Genomic DNA, 21,947 nt, shown 5'->3' with positions numbered 1-21,947 from the left:
CGCCGGGGCGTGCGGGTGCGGTCAGCCCTTCATGGAGCCTGCCGAAAGGCCGCCGATGATGCTGCGCTGGAAGATCAGGAAGATGACGATCATCGGCACCGAGGCGATGACCAGGCCGGCCATGAAGTCCGTCGGCGGCACCTGACTGGTGTTCGCGAGCCGGGCCAGCGCCACGCTGATGGTCTGCTTCTCCGGGTCCGGCATCACCAGCAACGGCCAGAGGAAGTCCTTCCAGAGGGCCACGATGATGAAGATCGACACCACGCCGAGCACCGGCCGGGACAGCGGCAGCACCACCGACGTCAGCACCCGGAACCGTCCGGCGCCGTCGATCGCCGCCGCGTCCAGCAGGTCGTTGGGTATCTGGTCGAAGAACCGTTTGAGCACGTACACGTTGAACGCGTTGGCGGCGGCCGGCAGCCACAGCGCCCACGGGGTGTTCAGCAGATTCCAGCCGAAGATCGGCACGTCGGTGACGGTCAGGTAGGCCGGCACCAGCAGCGCGGTGGCCGGCAGCATCAGGCTCGCCAGCATCGCCCCGAGCACGATCTTGCCGAACACGGGACGCAGCTTGCTCAGCGCGTACGCCACGCCGATGTCCACGATCAGCGAGAACAGCCACCCGCCCAGCGCGTACAGCACGGTGTTGGTGAAGTACTTGGCGATCCGCATGTTGCCCCACGCGGTCGCGTAGTTCTCCGGGTGCCACGAGTGCGGAACGAAGGTCGGCGGGTTGAGCGCGAACTCCCGCGGCGTCTTCACCGCGCCGGTCACCATCCAGTACAGCGGGAAGAGGAAGACCAGCGCGAAAACGGCGATGGTCAGCCCGAGCACCACGAAGTACCGCACCCGGTGCCGCTGAAGGTCCACAGTGGATATCAGGGTGCGGGCGCCGGCATGCGTCGTGTTCAGGCGCGTCGCACGCTTGCGCGGCGCGGGCGGGGCGGCGGGAACCGTGCCGGTCTTGTCGGTCGCCGGGGCGGTCAGGGTCATGTCAGCTCCTCTAGTCGCCGCTGCGGGTGAGTCGCAGGTACAGCGCGGAGAAGGCGCCGAGCACCACGAAGAGCAGCACGCTCATCGCGGCGGCCAGGCCGAAGTCGTTGTTGACGGTGAACGCGTACCGATAGATGAGCACCATCACCGTGATGGTGTCCGGACTGGAGGTGCCGGTCAGCGCGAACGGCTCGATGAAGACCTGCATGGTGGCGATGATCTGGAGCAGCAGCAGGACCAGCATGATGAACCGCATCTGCGGGAAGGTGACGTGCCGCAGCCGCTGCCAGATGCCGGCCCCGTCCAGTTCGGCCGCCTCGTAGAGGTCGCCCGGGATGCCTTGCAGGGCGGCCAGGTACATCAGCGTGGCGCCACCCAGGTTGGCCCAGGTGGAGACCAGGACCAGGGAGATCATCGCGGTGCGCGACGACTGGGTCCACTGGGAACCGGGCAGGCCGACGCCGTGCAGCACCGTGTTGAACAGGCCGTTGCCGGGGTCGTAGAAGTACCGCCACAGCAGCACGCTGACGATCGGCGGCAGCATCACCGGAAGGTAGACCAGCACCCGGAAGAAGCCGCTGAAGTGGCGGAACTCGTTCAGCAGCACGGCCAGGAAGAACGGTAGGACGTAGCCGAACACCAGGGCGAGGACGGTGAAGTAGAGCGTGTTCTTCCACGCCGTCCAGAACAACGGGTCGTCGAACAGGGTGCGGTAGTTCTCCAGGCCCACCCAGTACGGCGGGATCACGAAGTTGTCCTGCTGGAAGCTGAGGATCACGCCCTTGACCAGCGGGTACCACGAGAAGAAGGCGAAGCAGGCAATGCCCGCCGCCATGAACGCGTACGCCATGAGGTTGTCGTTGATCCTCCGGCGCAGGCGGGCCGTACGCGACTCGCGAGCCGGTGCCGCCGTGAGAACCGCCATGCGCGTGCTTCCCTCTCTGTCACAAGTGATCGGGGTGGATGAGGGTGCCGGCTGTGGTCGCCGACGGGTTCGACCCGCCGGCGACCGCACGTCACTTGACGCCGGCGAGGATCGAGTTGACCTGCTTCTCCGCGTCGGCCAGCAACTGGTCGATGTCGGCGTTCTTGTCCGTCAGCACCTTCTGCATCGGGACGTCGAGCACCGCGTAGATCTGCTGCGCGTTCGGCGGCTCCAGCTTCACCGGGATGGAGCCCATGTCCGCCACGAACGGCGCGTAGTTCTCCTGCGGCACGTTCGCGTACTGCTTGTCCGCCTTGGCCTGGATCTGCGCCGCGTCACCGGTGAAGATGGCCGGCTCCGGCAGCCCCACGGGCAGATCGTTCTCGCTCGACCACTTGTCCTCCGCGGCGTACCGGTCGGCCGAGGTGAACCAGAAGGTCAGCCACTTCAGGCCGGCCTTGATCTTGGCCGGGCTGAGGCCGGCCTTGAACATGTAGCCCTCGCCGCCGCCGAGGGTGCCCTGCCCACCGGGGATCGGGCCCAGCCCGTACGTCTCGTACTTGCCCTTGTACTGGTTGACGATCGTCGGGATGTTGTCCGCGGTCGCCAGGTACATGCCGAGCTTGCCGGAGCCCATCTGCTGCAGCAGGTCGGCCCACTCCAAGAGCTGCTTCTGCCCCATCGAGTTGTCCGTCCAGCGCATGTCCTTCAACTGCTGGAGGACCTGCTTGCCCTTGGCGTTGTTGAACGCGGCCTTCCACGTGCCGTCCTGGTTGACCGCGACGTCACCGCCGATGGAATACATCTCGGTGGTGAAGTGCCAGCCGCCGGTGTTGCTCTTGCTGTAGTCGCCGTACCCGATGTAGCCGTCGCCCAGGTCGGAGATCTTCTTGGCCGCGGTCCGCACGTCCGCCCACGTCTTGGGCGGGTTCTCCGGATCCAGTCCGGCCTTGCTGAACACGTCGCGGTTGTAGAGCAGGCCCATCGAGTAGTTCTTGTACGGCAAGCCGTACGTGTGACCGTCGCCGTCCTGGAAGACGCGCAGCACCTCGGGCTTGATCTGCGAGGTGATCGGGAAGTCCTTGAGGTAGTCGCTGACGTCCGACACCTGGTGCTTGGCGATCAGGTTGGCCGGGTCGGTGAAGTAGACGTAGAAGACGTCCTCCAACTGGCCGCCGGCGAGCTTGGCCGGGAAGGTCTGCGGGTCCATCTTGCCCTCGCGGGCGTCGATCTTGATGGTCGGGTTCGCCTTCTCGAACTCCGCGACGTTGGCGAGGAATCGGTCGTGGTTGGCCTTCTCGGTGGCCGGCGGCAGACCGTTGATGACGAGGGTGACCGGACCGTCGCTGTTCGAGCTGTCGGCGTCGTCGCCGCACGCGGCGGTCGACAACCCGATGCCGGCGACCAGCAGGACCCCGAGGGCGCTGCGCAGCCTGGATTTGAACATGGAGATATCGCCCTTCCTGGAGGGGTAAGGAGTGCGCGCGTGGCGAGAATGTGACCTGACTCTCGGATGTTTCGTGGCGATGACGATACAAAGTCAAACCGTTGCACGCAAGAAGTGAACGAGCAGCAGAAAAAACACGACCGCAGTGACCGGGCACACACAGTAAAGGGCGGGCCGTCACGGCCCGCCCTTTCATGGCGATAAATCTCCTGGTCAGCAGCGGACAGCGGGACTCAGCCCGGGGCGCCCACCGGCGCCGGCCCGGTGGACCCACGGACCACCAGCTCCGGCTCGAACAGCAGCTCGTCGGTCGTCGCCGCGGCGCCCTCGATCTGATTCACCAGGATGTCCACGGCCGCCTGGCCCATCAGCTCGATAGGCTGACGCACCGTGGTCAGCGGCGGGTCGGTGCACGTCATCAGCGCACTGTCGTCGTAGCCGACAATCGATACGTCCCCCGGCACATCCCGGCCCAGCCGCCGGGCGGCCCGGATCGAACCCAGGGCCAGCACGTCACTCGCGCAGATCATCCCGGTCACGCCACGCTGAATCAGCCGCGACGCGGCCAGCCGCGCGCTCTCCATGGAGAAGTTGGTCCGCTCGACCGGCCACTGCGCCTCCGCGCCCTCCCAGCCCGCCACCTCGGCGAGCGCGGTCAACTTGCGGCGCGACGGCACATGATCGGCCGGGCCCATCACCAGGCCCACCCGGTCATGACCCAGGCTGCGCAGATGTCCGTACGCCTGCTCGACGGCGACCGCGTCATCGGTGGAGATGTGCGGGAAGCCGGCATTCACCCCGGCGTTCACCATGACCACCGGCATCCGGCGGTCCAGTAGCTGCCGGTAGTGATCGTGCTCGGCCTCGGCCAGCGCGTACGACCCGCCCGCGAAGACCACCCCGGACACCTGATGATCCAACAGCATCTCGATGTAGTCCCGCTCCGGCACGCCGCCGATGGTGCGCGCACACAGCGCCGGGGTGAATCCGCGCTGCGCCAGCGAGGCGGTGACCACCTCGGCGAGCGCCGGGAAAATCGGGTTCTGCAACTCCGGCAGCACCAGGCCGACCAGCCGGCCGCGCTCGCCACGCAGCTTGGTGGGCCGCTCGTAGCCGAGCACATCCAGGGCGGTGAGCACCGAAGCGCGGGTGGACTCGGACACGCCATTGCGCCCGTTGAGCACGCGACTGACGGTCGCCTCACTCACGCCGGCCTTCTTGGCCACCTCAGCCAGACGTTTAGTCACGTCGGAATCCTACGTCAAACCACTGCAAAAGTTGTACGGGCCCTTGCAGTGATCGACATATAGATGACCACACTTTCAGCCCACGATCACCCCACGCCCCCACCCAGCCCCGCCGCACCCCCGTCCCACGCCGCACCGCCCCGCACCGCCGCACCCCGCCCCGCACCACCACGCCGCACCACCACGCCGCGCCGCACCCCGCCCCCACGCCGCACACCACCACGCCGCGCCGCACCCCGCCCCCCACGCCACGCCACGCCACGCCACGCCACGCCACGCCGATCTTGAAATTCGTGGGCCCACAAAAGCCACTTTCCAGAACGAAAAGGCCACCGAAAGCTCAAGATCGACGCAGATCGCCCCGCCCCCACCCCACCCCGGCTCGGCCCGCCCCCACCCCGGCCCCACCCCACCCCGGCTCGGCTCGGCCCGGCCCGGCTCGGCGATCTTGAGGTTGCTGGGCGGACGTACGCCTCTTATCTCTCTATTCGGTGGCCAGAAGTTCAAGATCGACGCGTCGAGACCCCTTGCGTGTTGATACCCGGCAAGCTGGTCAGCCGCCGAGCGCAGCGCGGACCGTCGACACCACATAGCCCGGACGCCGATATATGTCATAGGCCGTGAAGTGGCGCATTTTCCATCCTTGCATCGCCAGGAAGTTGCTCCGCGCCCGATCATGAGCCAACGCTCGAAGGTCGAGGTGACTGGAACCGTCGTACTCGACGCCCACACGCTGCTCTCGGTAACCCATATCGAGCCGATATCGAACAACGCCGCCTTCGTCGCACACCCTTATCTGCGACTCCGGCCGGGGCAATCCGCCATCGACAAGCAGCAGACGAAGCTGGCTTTCCTGCGCGCACTCGGCACCGCCGTCGATCAGCGGTAAGAGATCACGGACCTGACGAACACCACGAAGGCCACGGTGACGGAGCGCCTCCAGCGTCAAGCACTCCTGCGTCACGCCGTCGAGGCGTACCGCCGAGTCGAGTACGCCAACGGCATCCGAACGTGAGAGCGACCGCCCCAGGTCGATCGCACAGCGCTCCGGGGACACGCACGGCAGGCCACGTACGAGATGTGCCTGACCGGCACCGAGAACACCTTCGTGTATCTGCACCCCGGGAATGCGTGGCTTAGGACTGCCGGGCGGCACCAGGACATGGACAACTCCCGTCGTCGGGGCGTACATCCCGAACAAGCCGGCGGCCGTATGCAGCGTCAGCAGTGCATGCTCGGGCGCACGAAGGAGAACGGCTCGCAAGTGGTCATCCACGGTGGGTGCCTGCGCCGCATATACCGCCCTGACCAACCGCACGACGGATCCCGACCTGACGCGACCGCGCAGCGATTCAGCGCCGATCTCCGCACACAATTGACGCCTAGTCCACAGTGGCTGATTCACCGCGACAGCATCTTCGCAAGCTACGGTGTCACGCCATCAGCCCTGTGGACGGCCGCTCATTGTGGATATCCCGAATGAGCAGCAACCCCCGTGCCGTCAGTGCCAGCGATTGCCCACCCCGCCCCACCCCGCCCCGCCCCGCCGCCGCCCCCGCCCAGTTGATCTTGGACATTGGGTGGCCGATTCAACCCGCCGAAACCGACTTGTCCGACCCGGAAGTCCAAGATCGACGGGCTGACCCCGGGCGCCTGCGCTGATCTTGAGGTTTAGGGTCGGGAAAATCACCGTATATACGTGCTGATCGGGCACACAAAGTACAAGATCGGCGAGGCGGAGGGGGCGGCGCGTCGGAGGGGAGCGGGCGCGGCCGAGGGGAGCGGGCGCGGCCGAGGGGAGCGGGCGCGGCCGAGGGGAGCGGGCGCGGCCGAGGGGAGCGGGCGCGGCCGAGGGGAGCGGGCGCGGCCGAGGGGGCGGGCGCGGCCGAGGGGGCGGGCGCGGCCGAGGGGGGCGGCGGGTCGGAGGGGGTGGGTGGGTCAGCCTTGGAAACGGGCGTTGCGCGCCATTTTCCGGTACGCCGCCAGCGCCCCCGCCGTGCTGTCGATCCGGAAATTCGTGTCGTTGTGGGTGTCCGTGTCGAACCACACCACCGCCTCGATCGGGGACGTGCGACGCACGTACCCGGAAAGGTCGTCGATCCAACGTGCCTTGCTGTCCCCGCCGAAGTCGATGCCCGCCGTCTCGGTGATGATGATCGGCTTGTCGTCGCCGTACGTGTTCACCACCGGGTCGAACAGCGTGGACGGCGACTCACGGTAGAAGTCGTAGCCGGACACACCCACCCAGTCCACGTAGTCGTCGCCCGGGTAGTACCGCTGCATCCGGTTCCATGATGCGTCCGGGCTGGAGTTCCAGTTCGGGCTCCACACCCACGCCACGTTGTCCGCTCCCTCTTCGCGGAAGATGCGATGCAGACGCCGCCACACCGTCACGTACCCGCCGGGGTCCTTGCCGTTGGCCGCGCCGCCCCAGGCGAACCAGTCTCCGTTCATCTCCCATCCCCAGCGCAACAGCAGCGGCTTGCCCTGGGCGGCCAGGTTGCGGGCCGCCGCGGCGATTCGCCGGTCCGATCCTCCGCCGGTGATGTCGGCGTAGCGCACGCCATGCCAGGAGATCATCAGGGTGGCGCCGCCGATGTCCGGGCGGCGCCGGGGCAGCGTCTCGCCGAAGCCCCAGAACTGGTGCACGATGCGCTGGTCGCGGCCCAGTTGGGAACGCCGCAGCGCCAGGCTCTGCGCCAGTGAGTGTCCGCTCAGGCCGAGGTAGGCGCCGAGCATCACCTGACCGGGCTCGGCCGGCACCGGTCCGCCCCGATCGGAGCCGGCCGAGCGCCCGGTGGTGGCCGGGTCGGACGACACTGTGCCGGAGGATGCCGTGCCGGGCGATACGGACGGTGACGGCGACGGCGAGGCGGATGGCGAAGCGACGGGCGGCGAGGCGATGGATGTTGCCGAGCCGAGCGCGGTGCCGGGCTGCCGAGAAGATGGCGCCAAAGCCGACGGAGCGGACGAATCACGTGAACAGCCCGCGGGGAGTGCGGCAAGTGCCGCGAGTGTGAGCAAGCCTCGCCGGGACATCTGCGGCATGCCTGGAACCCTCCTCGTCATGATCCGAGCAGCGTCGGACGGTACCGCTCTGACCTGCTCGAACCCAACAAGAAGCGAAGATCGGCGACGATATGCCGGATTGCTGCCCGCACGTCCCGGCGGGCATGTCGGCGAGGCGCACGAGAGGCCGCGGACGTGCGGCGGATCGTGCTTGGTGGACGCCGGTAATGGGCACGACACATGAATGGCATACGGACTGGCGAGGCTCCGGCGGTAGGGATATGACACAACCGACGACGGAATGGGCGGTCTCATGACGGAGTCACTGCCGGTGACCGAGGACGATGGAGCTGTCGACGTGGATCTCAACCTCGGCGTCGAGGAGGAGTTGCATGTCGTCGACCTGAAGACGCGGGAGCTGGTGCCGCGCGCGCCGGACGTGCTGGACCGCCTCGACGGCCGGCACTTCTCGGCGGAGCTGCACCGCTCGGTGGTGGAGACCAACACCACGGTGGCGCCGACGCTGGACGGCCTGCGCGAGGCGATCGTGGCGTTGCGTCGCGAGGCGATCGGCGTCGCCGAGTCGCTCGGCCTGGGCCTGATCGCGGCCGGCACGGTGCCGCTGGTGGACCTGGACACCCTGCCGGTGACGCCCACCTCGCGGTACCGGCGGATGTTGGACGACTATCAGCTCCTGGTCCGCGAGCAGTTGATCTGCGGCACGCAGGTGCACGTCGGCGTTCCGGACCGGGACGAGGCGGTGGCTGTCGCGCAACGGGTCGCCCCCTCCCTGCCGGTGCTGCTCGCCCTGTCCGCCAGTTCGCCGTACTGGATGGGCGAGGACTCCGGGTACGCCAGCACCCGCTCGTTGATCTGGCTGCGCTGGCCCACCGCCGGCGACAGCGGCCGGCTGACCTCGGCCGCCGACTATGACGCGCTGGTGGAGGAACTGCTCGCGTCCGGCACCATCACGGACCCCAAGATGGTCTATTTCGACGTACGCCCCTCCGCGCACCTGCCCACCGTCGAGTTGCGGGTCACCGACTCCTGCCCGGATGTGGACACCGTGGTGCTGCTCGCGGGCCTGTTCCGCGCCCTGGCCCTGCGCGCCCGGCAAGAACACCGGGCGGGCGAGCCGGTGCGGCGTACGCCGCCGCCGCTGCACCGCGCGGCCATGTGGCGAGCCGCGCGCTCCGGGCTGGAAGGCGATCTGCTGGATCTGCCCCGCTCCCCCGTCCCGGTGCCGGCCGCGGTCGCGGTGGAACGGCTGATCGGCGACCTGCGCCCGCAACTGGAGGAGCTGGGCGACTGGGAGCAGGTCTTCGACCTGTCGGTGCACGCGCTGAGCCGGGGCAGCTCGGCGGCGCGGCAGCGGCGCGCGATGGTCCGCCGGGGCCGGCTGTCCGACGTGGTCGACCTGGTGGTCGCCGACACCCGGGGCGGAGCCACCGGGATCGGTCCGGACGGGCAGACCGTGCCCGCCGGGCTCACCCCCTACGCGGCGGACGGCGACGAGGCCTTCCCCTCCGGTGAGGTGCTTTCCGCGTACCGGGGAATCGTCGACGTGCTGGCCGCGCTCGGCCCGGCCGGGCTGCGCCGCCGCGAGGACGCCAAGGACGACGAGCAGCGCGCCCGTGGCATCACCTTCAGCGTCGCCGGTGAGGCGGCCACCCGGCTGTTCCCCTTCGACCTGGTGCCGCGGGTCGTGCCGGCCGAGGACTGGACGCAACTGCAGACCGGATTGGTGCAGCGGGTGCGGGCGCTGGACGCGTTCGTCAACGACGTGTACGGCGCCCGGCAGGTGGTCAAGGACGGCGTGGTGCCCGACTGGGTCATCGACAACTCTCCCGAGCTGCGGCCCAGCGGCGCGTTGATGAGCCGGCACGGCGTCCGCGCCCAAGTCGCGGGCGTGGACCTGGTGCGCGACGGCGACGGGCGCTGGTGCGTGCTGGAGGACAACCTGCGCGTGCCGTCCGGGATCGCGTACGCGATGCAGAACCGCCGGCTGACCCGGTCGGTGCTGCCCGAACTGCCCCGCCCGGACGACCTGATCAGCGTCGAATCGACGCCGGCGCTGCTTAAGCGGGCGCTGGTGGAGGCGGCGGGACCGGCGGCCGGCGACGATCCGGCGGTGGTGGTGCTCAGCCAAGGACCGGACGACTCGGCCTGGTTCGAGCACCGGATGCTGGCCGAGGAGATGGGCGTGCCGCTGGTGCGCAGCACCGACCTGCTGGTCGACGGGGGCCGGGTGCACCGGCTGCAGCACGGCAAGAAGTCCCCGGTCGACGTGATCTATCTGCGGATGGGCGAGGACAGCCTGGTGCACTCCCCCGGCGGGGATGGCATGCCGCTCGGCCCCAGCCTGGTCACCGCGCTGCATTCGGATGCCGTGGTGCTGGCCAACGCGCTCGGCAACGGCATCGGCGACGACAAGGCGGTCTACGCGTACGTGCATGACCTGATCGAGTATTACCTGGGTGAGAAGCCGTTGCTGGCGGACGTGCCCACCTACCTGTGCGGCATCCCGGACCAACGGGCCGAGGTGCTGGACCGGCTGCATGAGCTGGTCTGCAAGCCGGTCGACGGCTACGGCGGCGACCGAATCGTGATCGGGCCGCACGCCTCCGCGGAGGATCTGGCGGCGGTCCGCCGGCAGATCGACGCGGCGCCGCATCGCTGGGTGGCGCAGGAGGTGGTGAACCTGTCCACGCATCCGGTCTTCGACGGTCACCAGTTGGCTCCGCGTCACGTGGACCTGCGGGCCTTCGTGTTCACCGGCACCACGTCGACGGTCGCCCCGGCGGCGCTCACCCGGGTGGCCCCGGCGGGCAGCATGATCGTCAACTCGTCGCGAGGCGGCGGCTCCAAGGACACGTGGCTCATGGGGTGACCGCCGCCGCGCCCGCGTGGCCGGCCGCTGAAGAAGGTTACGGCCAGGACATACCGATGAAATATGGGAGGCACACCCTGGTGAATCTTGGGGTGCGTCTCCTCCTGCACTCAAGGAGGTTCGGACCATGTGTGGAATCGGCGGCGAACTCAGGTTCGACGGCGCGGCGGCGGACGGCGATGCGGTCCGCCGCATGCTGCCGTGCCTGGAGTCGCGGGGTCCGGACGGCGCCGGGTTCTGGCAGCGCGGGCCGGTCGCGCTCGGGCACCGACGGCTGCGGATCATCGACCTGACCGAGACCGGCGCCCAGCCGATGACCGACGAACAGCTCGGCCTCACCATGGTCTTCAACGGCTGCATCTACAACTATCAGCAGCTCCGCGAGGAGCTGCGCGGGTACGGCTACACGTTCTTCTCGACCTCGGACACCGAGGTGATCCTCAAGGCGTACCACCGGTGGGGTGCCGACTGCGTCACCCATCTGCAGGGCATGTTCGCCTTCGCGATCGTGGAGCACGGCAGCGGCACCGTCATGCTCGCCCGCGACCGGCTCGGCATCAAGCCGCTGTACCTCGCCGAGACGCCGGGACGGCTGCGCTTCGCCTCCACCCTGCCGGCGCTGCTGGCCGCGGGCGACGTGGACACCGGGCTGGACAAGGTCGCGCTGCAGCATTACATGACGTTCCACTCGGTGGTGCCCGCGCCGCGCACGATCGTGTCCGGGGTGCGCAAGCTGCCGCCCGCGACGGTGCGGATCGTGCGGGCGGACGGGACCAGCACCGACCGGGTCTACTGGGAGGCGTCCTTCACCCGCGGCGACGGCCCGTCCGGCCGCCAGGAGTGGGCCGCCGCGCTCCAGGAGAAGCTGCGCATCGCGGTGGAACGCCGGATGGTCGCCGATGTGCCGGTCGGGGTGTTGCTGTCCGGCGGCATCGACTCCAGCTTCATCGTGGCCCTGCTGGCCGAGCACGGTCAGCGCGGGCTCACCACCTTCAGCATCGGCTTCGAGGCGGCGGGCGGCGAGAGCGGCGACGAGTTCGCCTACTCGGACATCATCGCCAAGCAGTTCGACACCCGGCATCACCAGATCCGGATCGGCGCGGACCGCTTCCTGCCCGCGGTGGAACGTACGGTCGCGGCGATGAGCGAACCCATGGTCAGTCACGACTGCATCGCCTTCAACCTGCTCAGCGAGGATGTGTCGCAGCACGTCAAGGTGGTCCAGTCCGGCCAGGGCGCGGACGAGATCCTGGCCGGCTATAGCTGGTACCCGCCGCTCGCCCAGGTGTCCCGCGACCAGGCGGTGGACGCGTACGCGCGAGAGTTCTTCGACCGGCCGCACGCCGAGCTGGCCCGCCAGTTGTCCCCCGAATGGCTGATCGACTCCGACGTCAGCCGCGCGTTCGTGGCGAGCAGCTTCGATCGCTCCGGAGCCACCGAGGCGGTCGACGCGGCGTTGCGCCTGGACTCGCAGGTCATGCTCGTCGACGATCCCGTGAAGCGGGTGGACAACATGACCATGGCCTGGGGGCTTGAGGCACGCGTACCGTTCCTGGACCACGAACTCGTCGAGCTGGCCGCCGCCTGCCCGCCGGACCTCAAGCTGGCGCAGGGCGGCAAGGGCGTGCTGAAGGACGCCGCCCGCGGCGTGGTGCCCGATGAGGTGATCGATCGCACGAAAGGCTACTTCCCGGTTCCGGGCATCCGGCACCTGGAAGGCCCCATGCTGGAGAAGGTGCGGGACGCGCTGCATGCGCCGGCGGCGCGGGCGCGCGGGCTCTTCCGGGCGGAGTACGTTGACGCGCTCCTCGCCGACCCGAATACTCCACGCACCACGCTGGGTGCTAACCAGTTGTGGCAGCTTGCGCTCCTGGAGATGTGGCTTCAGGACAAAGGGATCTAGCAAACGAAGGAGGACCCGTATGACCGGTCAGCTCAACCGTGTCGACGTCACCGTACTGCCCCTCGGCTGGACGAATCTGCGCGCCGGGTCCCTCGCGAGCGAGATCTCCGGTAGCTGGTCGCCCGGCTTGTCACCGGACGGGCGGCACGCGGCGTACGTCTCCGACCGCAGCGGCGTCCCGCAGGTCTGGGTGCAGCCGGTCGGCAGCGAGCTGGCGTTCCTGGTCGACACCGGGGAACATCCGGTCACCGCGGTGCAATGGTCCACCGGCGGCGGTTGGCTGGCCTGCCAGCTCGCCCCCGGTGGGGCACCGCGCCACGAGGTATGGCTGGTACGCCCGGACGGGTCCGAGCTGCACCAGGTCGCCGGGTTCGGTACCGACACCGCGGACAACATGCGCTGGCTGCCCGGCCGGTCGCTGCTGGCGGTCACCGAGAACCTGACCACCGCACTGCTGGTGGACCCGGTCACCGGCGAGCGCTGGACGATCGCGGAAGGCGAGCAGATCTCGCTGTTCGACGTCAGCGGCGACCGCACCCGGGCGCTGCTGCGGCGCGGAGCCCGCGGCGACCGGCACATCGTGGTCCGCGATCTCACCACCGGCACCGAGGAGGACGTCACCAGCGGCGAGCAGGCCGTGTTCGGCCCGGACGGCGCGGTGTGGGCACGCAGCGACGCCGGCGAGTACGCGGTGCTGCTCCGGGTGCTCGACGGGCACGCCGAGGTGGTCACGTCCGCGGACCACGCCGAGGTGGAGTCGTTCGCACTCACCGCGGACGGGCGGCGCACCGCGGTGCTGTGGAACGTCCGTGGCGGGTTGTCCGAGCTGACCGTCATCGAGGGCGGGCGCAGCACCCTGGTCACCCCGCTGCCCGGGAGCGTGATCAGTGGTCCGTCGTGGTCGACCGACGGAACCACGCTGGCCTTCACCGCCGAAGGGCCCGGGCAGCCGCACGGCACCTGGACGTACGACGACGCCGGGCTGCACGAGGTGTCGGCCGACCCGGCCGCGCCGGAGGCCGCCCGGCCCACCCTGGAACGGTTCGCCGCGCACGACGGCCTGGAGCTCACCGGTTGGCTGTTCCGCCCGGCCGGCGACGGGCCGCACCCGACCGTGCTGTGGTTCCACGGCGGCCCCGAGGCGCAGGAGCGTCCCGGCCACGGCCCGCTGTTCCAGTCGCTGGTGGACCGGGGCATCGCGGTGTTCGCGCCCAATGTGCGCGGCTCGTCCGGCTTCGGGCGCACGTTCGTCAACGCGGACAACGGTCCCCGACGCTACGACGCGATCCGGGACGTCGAGTCCTGCGTGGCGCACCTGGTCGACACCGGCGTCGCCGACCCGGCGCGGGTGGGGTGCATGGGCCGCTCGTACGGCGGATACCTCACCTTGGCCGCGCTGACCGCCTTCCCGGACATGTTCGCGGTCGGGGTGGACGTCTGCGGGATGTCGAACTTTGCCACCTTCTATGAGCACACCGAGCCGTGGATCGCCTCCGCGGCGGTGTCCAAGTACGGCGATCCGGTGGCCGACGCCGCCCTGCTGCGCGACCTGTCGCCGATCACCCGGATCGACCGGTTGCGCACGCCGCTGATGGTGGTGCACGGCGAGAACGACAGCAACGTGCCGGTCGTCGAGGCCGAACAGGTGGTGGCGGCGCTGCGGGAGCGCGGCGTGCCCCATCGGTACCTGCTGTTCCCGGGAGAGGGGCACGAGCTGCTGCATCGCGGCGCCCGGGCGGAGTTCCTGCGCGAGACGGTGCAGTGGCTGAGCAACCACCTGTTGGAGCCGGCGTTCATCTGATGCACGTCCGCGCATCGTTGGCTGATCCGCGTCAGGCGGCGGGCGGCTCTGCGGCCGCCGTCCGTCCGGATGCCAGCCGAGCGACACGAGCGCTTCGTAGATTTGCGTGGCGACCGCTTGCGGGCAGTTCCGCACCTGCCAAGCAGAGAACCGGAGTAACCGATCGCCATCGGCCGCCAAGGCGTTGTGCCGCGCCATGTCGGCCGCCCACTGCCGAACCTCCATGTGGCAACTGCCGTCCACCTCCACGTGCAGGCGCCACCGCTTCCAGTAGGCGTCCAGATATCTGACCCGGCCGCCCGCATCCACGCGGCGTTCTTGCATGTCCGGCGGAGGAAGGCCCGAGGCCCGGCACAACCTCACAAAGTTGATCTCGGACAGCGCGAGCGGACCACCGGTGAGATCGGTGATGGTGGTAGCGATCAGTCTCCGGCGCCGGATCCGGCGCAGTTCCGCCAGTGTTACGACCAGCTCGGCCGGCGTGACCAGCCGCTGCTGGCACCCCGAGGCAAGGAGAAACCGCACCTCGTCCGGGGCGCGCGCCCACGCCGCCGCGTCGATCAGCGATCGTGCGACAGTCGTGCGCGGCGGGCTCCCCGAGCGCCGATGATGCACCGGCATGACCGTGGTCCGGTGAATCCGTATCGCCCCCACCTCGGAGACGAGCCGGGACGCGGTGGCAGTCGTCCGGCGGCTGTCCGGAATCAGCAGGTGCAACGGCTGTTGCGGCAGGCCGTGCATCCCTGAGGCAGCCGCCGCGGTGGACCCGGCGAGCAGCGCGCCCCGCCCGGCGGCCAGCACGGCCGCCCAGCGCCGCTGCTCATACGTCAACGGCCCGTTGTGCATGATGAGCACGCCACGGCAGAGGCGCCGCCACAGCCCGATGCGCAGGGCGCTGCGCATCGCAGCGGGACTCATGAGGGCACCGGCTTGGCGGGTGGTGATGACCTGCGCCTGCTCGAAGGCGATCCATTCGAGCTCACTGGCGTCGTCGGAGGGAATTCGCACGCGACGACGGTGGCAGAACACCCCGACCTTTGCGGTACGGCCTGTGGATACCGACCAGTTGTGGATAATCGTGGCGTCCCACTCCGACGGACCGGCCGGCCCGGCCCCGATGTGCCGGCGGTCGTTCAGATCGACATGCTCGGATCGAGCAGTCTCGGATCGAGCAGTCTCGGATCGAGCAGTCTCGGATCGAGCAGTAAGGTCGGCGCGCTCCGGCGGACCGGCGCTCAGACGGTCAACAGCGGGGTTGGGCAACATTCAAGCTGTCAGGCGCTCAGGCGTGCTAGCGCTCAAGCGGGGCTGGCGGGCTGGTGGTGCCGACTTCACTGAACCTCGGAGAGTTGCTGGTTCGACGACACATCAACTCTCCAAGATCTCGGCCCAGCCACCAGCCGGCCCAGCCACCAACCGGTCCAGCCACCAACCATTTATCGCCGCTTACCGCCGCCCATCTTGAGACCTTGGAGAATTGCTGACTCCACGGCACGCCAAGTCTCCAAGGTCTCAACCCACCCAGCCGACAACCCACCCAGCCGACAACCCAACCCCCCAACCCGCCACGATCGGGTGAGGTGGCATAGGACACGCCACTGATGTGATCGCCGTCGTTGTCGATGCCCCGGCCGGAAAGCCAGGCTGGGATTCGTCTGGCGGCAATCGGCGAAAGGCGGGACATGGCTCTGCGACCCGGTGATCGGGCCTGGGCCGTGTGGGCGGTCGGGCTCGCGGCGTACGTCGTCGCGGTGCTGCATCGCACCTCGCTCGGTGTCGCCGGACTCGACGCTCAGGCACGTTTCGGAGCCGGCGCCGGCGCGCTCGCGTTGTTCGCGGTGCTGCAGCTCGTCGTGTACGCCGGGCTGCAGGTGCCCGTGGGACTCCTGCTCGACCGGTTCGGGTCGACGCGGCTGGTGGTCTGCGGCGCGTTGCTGATGGCCTCCGGTCAAGCGCTGATGGCGGTCACCACGGACATGCCCGGCGCGATCGTCGCCCGGGTCATGGTGGGTGCCGGCGACGCGATGACGTTCATCAGTGTGCTGCGCCTGGTCCCGCACTGGTTCCCGGCGCGTCGAGTTCCGGTGATCACGCAGCTTACCGGCATCATGGGCCAGCTCGGTCAGGTGCTGAGCGCGGTGCCGCTGGCCGCCCTGCTCGCCGGGCCGGGCTGGTCGACGGCGTTCGGCGCGGCCGCGGCCACCGGTGTCCTCGTCGCCGTGCTCGCCGTGACGCTGCTGCGGGACACGCCCGCGCGGCGGGTCACCTCCGGTCCGGTCATCACGGTCCGGCAGCTAGGTTCCGATCTGGGCGGCGCCTGGCGGCATCCGGGCACCCGGCTCGGCTTGTGGTCGCATTTCACCACCCAATTCACCGGTACGGTCTTCGCGCTGATGTGGGGTTTCCCGTTCCTGCTGGCCGGGGAGGGGGTGTCGCGCGCGACCGCGAGCGCCCTGCTGACCGTGTTCGTGGTGACCGGCATGGCCGCCGGGCCGGTGATCGGTGTCCTGGTGCAACGTCACCCACTACGGCGTTCCTGGCTGGTCCTCGGCGTGATCGCGGTGAACGCGGCGGCGTGGGGTGTGGTGCTGCTCTGGCCCGGCCGGGCGCCGCTGCCCGTGCTGGTGACGCTGGTGGTGGCGCTGGGACTGGGCGGCCCGGGATCGATGATCGGGTTCGAGTTCGCCCGTACGTTCAATCCGCCGCACCGGCTGGGCACCGCCACCGGCATCGTCAACGTCGGCGGGTTCACCGCCTCGCTGCTGACCATCATGCTCGTCGGGATGATTCTGGACCTGCGCACCGGCGGCGGCACGGACTATCAACTGTCGGACTTCCGGGTGGCGATGGCGGTGCAATACCTGGTCGGTGCCGTCGGCGTGCTGGGCATCTTGCGGAGCCGTCGGCTCGCCCGGCAACGACTGGCGGAGGAAGGTATCGTGGTCCGCCCGATCCGTGAGGTTCTCAGCCAAAAGCGAGGTTAGACCGAATCACGCCGGGGAATGTTCCGCCGCGGCACGCGCGGGGGACGCGCCGGATCACCGTCGGACAAGGCAAGACCGAGGGGGAAATGACCGAGAAGAGCCCGGACCGGATCTGGTCCGGCATCGACATCACCAAGACCGTCGGCGGCGCCCTGGCAGCCGTGTGCGCCGCGTTCGCCGGATCGTACCTAGGTGTGGCGGGCACCGTGATCGGAGCGGCGCTGTTCAGCATCGTCGGGTCGGTGGGCACCGAGATCTACAGCCGCTCGCTGCGCAAGGGCACGCGGAAGCTCCGGACCATCGCGCCGGTCTTCGTCCGCGCGCCGGCTGCGGTGGGCACCCCAGCGGTGGCTGCGGCGCAGGCCGTGGACTCGCCGTCGCACACCGTCGCCGGTACGCCGGAGGACGCCACGGCGACACGGACGGCGAGCGCCGATCAGGCCGACGCGATCCCGGCAGGCGGGTCCCGGCCCGACGCGGATGAGCCTGAGACCGCGCCGATTGAGACGGCCCGGCCCGACGCGAGTCAGCCGGACACGACGGTCGCGCCGCTGCTGCACCGGCTTCGCTGGCGACGCGTCGCGGTGCTGGCCGGCGCGGTCTTCGTGCTGGCCATGGGATCGCTGACGATCGCCGAACTGGTCACCGGCACCACGGTGGCGTCGACCACCGGGCACGGGCCGTCCGGCGGCACCACGCTCGGCGTGGTCTTCCGCGGCGGACAGGAGACCCCGGCACCCCGGCCGACCCGGCCGGCCGAGCACACCGCGCCGACCGGGTCCGCCACGCCGGCCACGGCCACGCCGACCGGCTCCGCCGAGCAGGACGCCTCGACGAGCCCGGACGGTGCCGCAGCACCCAGCGAAGGAACCGGCTCCACCGGCGACACCTCGCCCACCGCGAGCGCGACCGGCGAGCCGGACACCCCGTCGACCGGCGACGCACCGGACGCGGACGGCTCCGGGGCCACGTCGCCGCAAGCCGATCCGGTGGCGCCGGAGGGCGAAGCGGCGCACGATGGCGATCAGGCCCAGCCGACGGGCGACCAGTGACAGAAGGACCCAGCCTGAGGAGAGTGCCATCGTGAACTCCGTCGCCGTTCTCGCCGAAGCGCACGGCCGCCTGCCCGGCCTGGTCCGCCAGGCGGTGCGTGACCTGACACCGGACCAGTTGCGCTGGGTGCCGGCCGACGGCGCGAACAGCATCGGTTGGCTGGTCTGGCACCTGGCCCGGGTGCAGGACAGCCACATCGCCGACCTGTTGGATGCCGAGCAGGTCTACATCAGCGGCGAATGGGCACCCCGGTTCGGGCTCAAGCCCAGCCCCTCGGACACCGGTTACGGCGCCACGGCCGCGCAGGTGGCGGCGGTGGCGCCGGAGAGCTGGACGGCGCTCACGGACTATTACCACGCGGTGCACGCGCGTACCGCGGACTATCTGTCCGGGCTGTCCGACGACGATCTGGACGCGGTGATCGACGAGGCGTGGGATCCGCCGGTCACTCGCGGCGTGCGCCTGGTGTCGATCGTCGACGACGACGTGCAGCACGCGGGTCAGGCGGCGTACGTGCGCGGGCTGCTCCCCCGCTGACGGACGACCGCCGGGGAACCACCCCCGCCGCCGGTCAGGCGGAGGACGGCTCCTGGGTCGGCAGCCGTACCGCGAACGTGGTGTGACCGGGCTGCGACGACACCGTGATGTCGCCGCCGTGCCCGTTCACCACGATCCGGTAGGAGATGTCCAAGCCCAGGCCGGTGCCTTCGCCGACCGGCTTGGTGGTGAAGAACGGCTCGAAGATCCGCTTCTTCAGCTCGTCCGGGATGCCCGGACCGGTGTCCCCGATGGACACCACCACGTGGTCGTCCTCGCGGTAGGTCCGCACGGTGAGCGTCCCCGCGCCCTGCATCGCCTGCACCGCGTTGTCGATCAGGTTGGTCCACACCTGGTTCAGTTCCGCCGGGTGGGCGGGGATCTCCGGCAGGCTGCGGTCGAATTCCTTGACCACCTGCACGCCGTCGCCGATCTTGTGGTGGAGCATCACCAGGGTGCTCTTCAGCCCCGCGTGCACGTCGATCCACTGATGCGCCGCCCGGTCCATCTGCGAGTACTGCTTGGCCGCCGCGACAAGCGACGAGACCCGGCTGGTGGCGTCCTCGATGTCGGTCATCAACTGCTCGGTCTCCAACGCGTACCCGAGCCAGTGCACCGCCTGGTCGAGCAGGCCGGTGTCCACCTTCTGCGCGATGTCGGTGAGGCAGTCGATGTCCAGGCCGCCCTGCGCGAAGACGGGCGCCAGGTCCCAGCTCCCGGTGACGCCGTGGTCCGCCATCCACTCGCCCAGTTCGTCCTCCCGGTCGGCGGCCTGCATGGCGGTCAGTGCGGGCGCCTTGGCGGCCCGCTCGATGACCTCCTCCTGCAGCGCGACCAGGGCGTTCAACTGGGCCGCGGGCACCTTCCCGACGGCCAGCATGCCGAGCTTGTGGCGCATCCCGGCGACCCGCTGCCGCAGCGAACCGGTGGCCCGCGAGGCCGCCGCAGCCGGGTTGTTGAGCTCGTGCATCAACCCCGCGGACAGGGCGCCGAGGGCGGCCAGGCGCTGCCGTTCCCCGATCGCCGCCTGGGAGCTGCGCATGCCCAGCGCCAGCCCCTCCAGCAGGTGGATCGCCATCGGGAACCACTCGCGCATCAGGGTGCCGAATTCCTCCGAGGTCAGCACGAAGAAGTCCGCGTCGTCGAGGGCACGCATGGTCGCCTGGTAGGTGCGCGGGACGCCGTCGTCGCGCAGGTACGCCTGCGTCGCGCCCATGTACACGCCGCGCTGCTCGGTGCGTACCGTCTGCACGTCGTCCCGGCCGACCCGGCGGGTGAGCGCGATCGTGCCGCTGAGCAGGACGAAGAACTGCTCGGCCGGCTCGCCCTCGCGCAGCACCAGCGACCCGGCGGGGGCGTGCAGGGTGCAGCCGTGGTCGGCGATCCACCGCAGTTGTTCCTCGGTGAGCTTCTCGAAGAGGAAGAGTGTCCGCAGCTCGTCCGGCGTCAACGTGCCCGGCTCGCAGGGTTCGAGCCGCACCTCGTCGGTGTCAGTCATCTACTGTGCCTCCAGGTACCGATGGACCAGCGTGACGGCCATCGCGCCCTCGCCGACCGCCGAGGCCACCCGTTTGACCGAGTTGGCCCGGACATCGCCGGCGGCGAAGATGCCGGGAACACTGCACTCCAGGTAGAACGGATCGCGGTCGCGATCCCATCCCGCCGGCCGGTTTCCGTTGCTCAGCAGGTCCGGGCCGGTGAAGACGAAACCCCGCTCGTCACGCGCCACCGCGTCGCCCAGCCAGTCGGTGCGCGGCTCGGCGCCGATGAAGACGAACAGCGATCCGCACCCGACCGTGGACTGCGTCGCATCCTTACCATCGCAGATGGTGATGGCCTCCAGATGGCCATTGCCGTGCGCGGCGACAACTTCACTTCGGGTACGCACCGAGATGTTGCCGGTCTGGGTCAGTTGCTGGATCAGGTAGAAGGACATCGACGACTCCAGCGAGTCGCCGCGGACCAGCAGGGTGACGCTTCGCGCGTACCGGGAAAAGAAGAGTGCGGCCTGACCTGCGGAATTGGCCCCGCCGATGATGTAGACATCCTCGCCTGAGCAGGACGGGCCCTCGGTGGCGGCCGAGCCGTAGTAGACGCCGGACCCGGTGAGCGCGGCAATGCCCTCGGCGGGCAGCGGCCGGTACGCGACTCCGGTGGCCAGCACGATGGCGTGCGCCGAGACCTCGCCGCCGTCGGCGAAGCGCAGCGTGCGCGCGGAGCCGTCGGCGCGCATCCCCACCACCTCGCGGGTGTTGAGCACCTCGGCGGAGAACTTGCCCACCTGGCGGCGCGCGCGGGTGGTGAGGTCGACGCCGGAGATCCCGTCCGGGAACCCGAGATAGTTCTCGATCCGGGAGCTCTGCCCGGCTTGCCCGCCAATCGCCTGCCGCTCCACCAGCAGCGTCTTGAGGCCCTCGGACGCGCCGTAGACCGCGGCGCCCAGACCCGCCGGGCCACCGCCCACGATGATCAGGTCGTAGAAGTCTCGGCCCGGTGCGGTGGACAACCCGGCCGCCTCGGCCACCTCCTGGTTGCTGGGCCGGGCCATCGCCCGCCCGTCGGCGGTGACCACCAGGGGGATGGCCTCCGGGCCGCATCCGGCCGCCTCCAGCAGCCGACGGCCCTCCGGACCGTCGCTGGTCATCCAGCGGTACGGCACCAGGTTGCGGGCCAGGAAGTCGCGGATCTGGTACGACGGCTCGCTCCACCGGTGCCCGACCACCCGGATGTCTTCCAGTTCCCGGTCGCCGGTGGCCTGCCAGGCGTCCAGCAGGGCGTCGATCACCGGATAGAGCTTCTCCTCCGGCGGGTCCCAGGGCTTCAGCAGGTAATGGTCCACGTCCACCACGTTGATCGCCCGGATCGCGGCGTCGGTGTCCGCGTACGCGGTGAGCAGCGCCCGGCGCGCGTTCGGGAACAGGTCCATCGCCTGCTCCAAGAACTCGATGCCGTTCATCTGCGGCATCCGGTAGTCGGCAAGCATCACCGCCACCCGGCCGCCGCGCAGCTTGATCTCCTTGAGCGCCTGCAACGCGTCGGCGGCCGCGGAGGCACGGATGACCCGGTACTGCTCGCCGTAGCGGCGGCGCAGGTCGCGGGCGATGGCCCGGGACACCGAAGGGTCGTCATCGACGGTGAGGATCGCGGCATGGCCCATG

Annotated in this window: 14 protein-coding genes and 1 pseudogene; 6 read left to right on the top strand and 9 right to left on the bottom strand. The window is 69.6% G+C overall.

Going from position 1 to position 21,947, the window contains the following annotated elements; all coding sequences use genetic code 11:
• Positions 1–21: 21 nt before the first annotated feature.
• From IEY73_RS06800 to IEY73_RS06775, 6 genes are all read right to left on the bottom strand, one after another.
• Positions 22–993, bottom strand: coding sequence for a carbohydrate ABC transporter permease (locus IEY73_RS06800; RefSeq protein WP_189078214.1), 972 nt, complete (start codon positions 991–993; stop codon positions 22–24).
• Between the two features lie 10 nt (positions 994–1,003).
• Positions 1,004–1,918, bottom strand: a complete 915-nt coding sequence (locus IEY73_RS06795; RefSeq protein WP_189078213.1) for a carbohydrate ABC transporter permease — start codon at positions 1,916–1,918, stop codon at positions 1,004–1,006.
• Positions 1,919–2,009: 91 nt separating this feature from the next.
• Entirely contained in the window at positions 2,010–3,365 is a 1,356-nt protein-coding gene (locus IEY73_RS06790) for an ABC transporter substrate-binding protein (RefSeq protein WP_189078212.1), read from the bottom strand.
• A 233-nt stretch (positions 3,366–3,598) separates the two neighbouring features.
• The gene (locus IEY73_RS06785; protein ID WP_189078211.1) at positions 3,599–4,612 is read right to left on the bottom strand and encodes a LacI family DNA-binding transcriptional regulator; all 1,014 of its coding nucleotides are present in this window, start codon (positions 4,610–4,612) and stop codon (positions 3,599–3,601) included.
• A 553-nt stretch (positions 4,613–5,165) separates the two neighbouring features.
• Entirely contained in the window at positions 5,166–6,017 is an 852-nt protein-coding gene (locus IEY73_RS06780; protein WP_189078210.1) for a type IV toxin-antitoxin system AbiEi family antitoxin, read from the bottom strand.
• Between the two features lie 533 nt (positions 6,018–6,550).
• Entirely contained in the window at positions 6,551–7,432 is an 882-nt protein-coding gene (locus tag IEY73_RS06775; protein ID WP_189078209.1) for a glycoside hydrolase family 26 protein, read from the bottom strand.
• Positions 7,433–7,952: 520 nt separating this feature from the next.
• On the opposite strand from IEY73_RS06775, the gene IEY73_RS06770 reads away from it, so the two are divergent.
• The 3 genes from IEY73_RS06770 to IEY73_RS06760 all read left to right on the top strand — a co-directional run bounded on the left by IEY73_RS06770 (position 7,953) and on the right by IEY73_RS06760 (position 14,215).
• Complete coding sequence (locus tag IEY73_RS06770; RefSeq protein ID WP_229715630.1) at positions 7,953–10,511, top strand: carboxylate--amine ligase/circularly permuted type 2 ATP-grasp protein; 2,559 nt, start codon at positions 7,953–7,955, stop codon at positions 10,509–10,511.
• Positions 10,512–10,638: 127 nt separating this feature from the next.
• The gene (locus IEY73_RS06765; RefSeq protein ID WP_189078207.1) at positions 10,639–12,414 is read left to right on the top strand and encodes an N-acetylglutaminylglutamine amidotransferase; all 1,776 of its coding nucleotides are present in this window, start codon (positions 10,639–10,641) and stop codon (positions 12,412–12,414) included.
• Positions 12,415–12,433: 19 nt separating this feature from the next.
• Positions 12,434–14,215, top strand: a complete 1,782-nt coding sequence (locus IEY73_RS06760; protein WP_189078206.1) for a S9 family peptidase — start codon at positions 12,434–12,436, stop codon at positions 14,213–14,215.
• Between the two features lie 99 nt (positions 14,216–14,314).
• Here IEY73_RS06760 and IEY73_RS34060 read toward each other — a convergent pair.
• A pseudogene (locus tag IEY73_RS34060) lies at positions 14,315–14,539 on the bottom strand (DUF559 domain-containing protein); the annotation flags it as partial.
• 1,358 nt (positions 14,540–15,897) lie between these two features.
• Between IEY73_RS34060 and IEY73_RS06750 the strand changes: the two are divergent.
• The 3 genes from IEY73_RS06750 (at position 15,898) to IEY73_RS06740 (ending at position 18,789) form a co-directional block, all read left to right on the top strand.
• Positions 15,898–17,199, top strand: coding sequence for an MFS transporter (locus tag IEY73_RS06750; RefSeq protein WP_189078205.1), 1,302 nt, complete (start codon positions 15,898–15,900; stop codon positions 17,197–17,199).
• Between the two features lie 86 nt (positions 17,200–17,285).
• Positions 17,286–18,251 (top strand): hypothetical protein, encoded by a 966-nt coding sequence (locus tag IEY73_RS06745; RefSeq protein WP_189078204.1) that lies wholly within the window; start codon positions 17,286–17,288, stop codon positions 18,249–18,251.
• Positions 18,252–18,282: 31 nt separating this feature from the next.
• On the top strand, positions 18,283–18,789 hold the full coding sequence (locus tag IEY73_RS06740) for a mycothiol transferase (protein WP_189078203.1): 507 nt from the start codon (positions 18,283–18,285) through the stop codon (positions 18,787–18,789).
• 34 nt (positions 18,790–18,823) lie between these two features.
• Here IEY73_RS06740 and IEY73_RS06735 read toward each other — a convergent pair whose 3' ends face one another.
• Both IEY73_RS06735 and IEY73_RS06730 read right to left on the bottom strand, forming a co-directional pair.
• Positions 18,824–20,287: a sensor histidine kinase gene (locus IEY73_RS06735; RefSeq protein WP_189078202.1), complete on the bottom strand. Its 1,464-nt coding sequence runs from the start codon at positions 20,285–20,287 to the stop codon at positions 18,824–18,826.
• On the bottom strand, positions 20,288–21,946 hold the full coding sequence (locus IEY73_RS06730) for an NAD(P)/FAD-dependent oxidoreductase (RefSeq protein WP_189078201.1): 1,659 nt from the start codon (positions 21,944–21,946) through the stop codon (positions 20,288–20,290). It abuts the gene before it with no gap.
• Between the last annotated feature and the right edge of the window lies 1 nt (position 21,947).

The sequence above is a fragment of the Mangrovihabitans endophyticus genome (assembly GCF_014646155.1).
Lineage (GTDB): Bacteria > Actinomycetota > Actinomycetes > Mycobacteriales > Micromonosporaceae > Actinoplanes > Actinoplanes endophyticus.
This window is presented reverse-complemented; position numbering and strand designations above follow the sequence as displayed.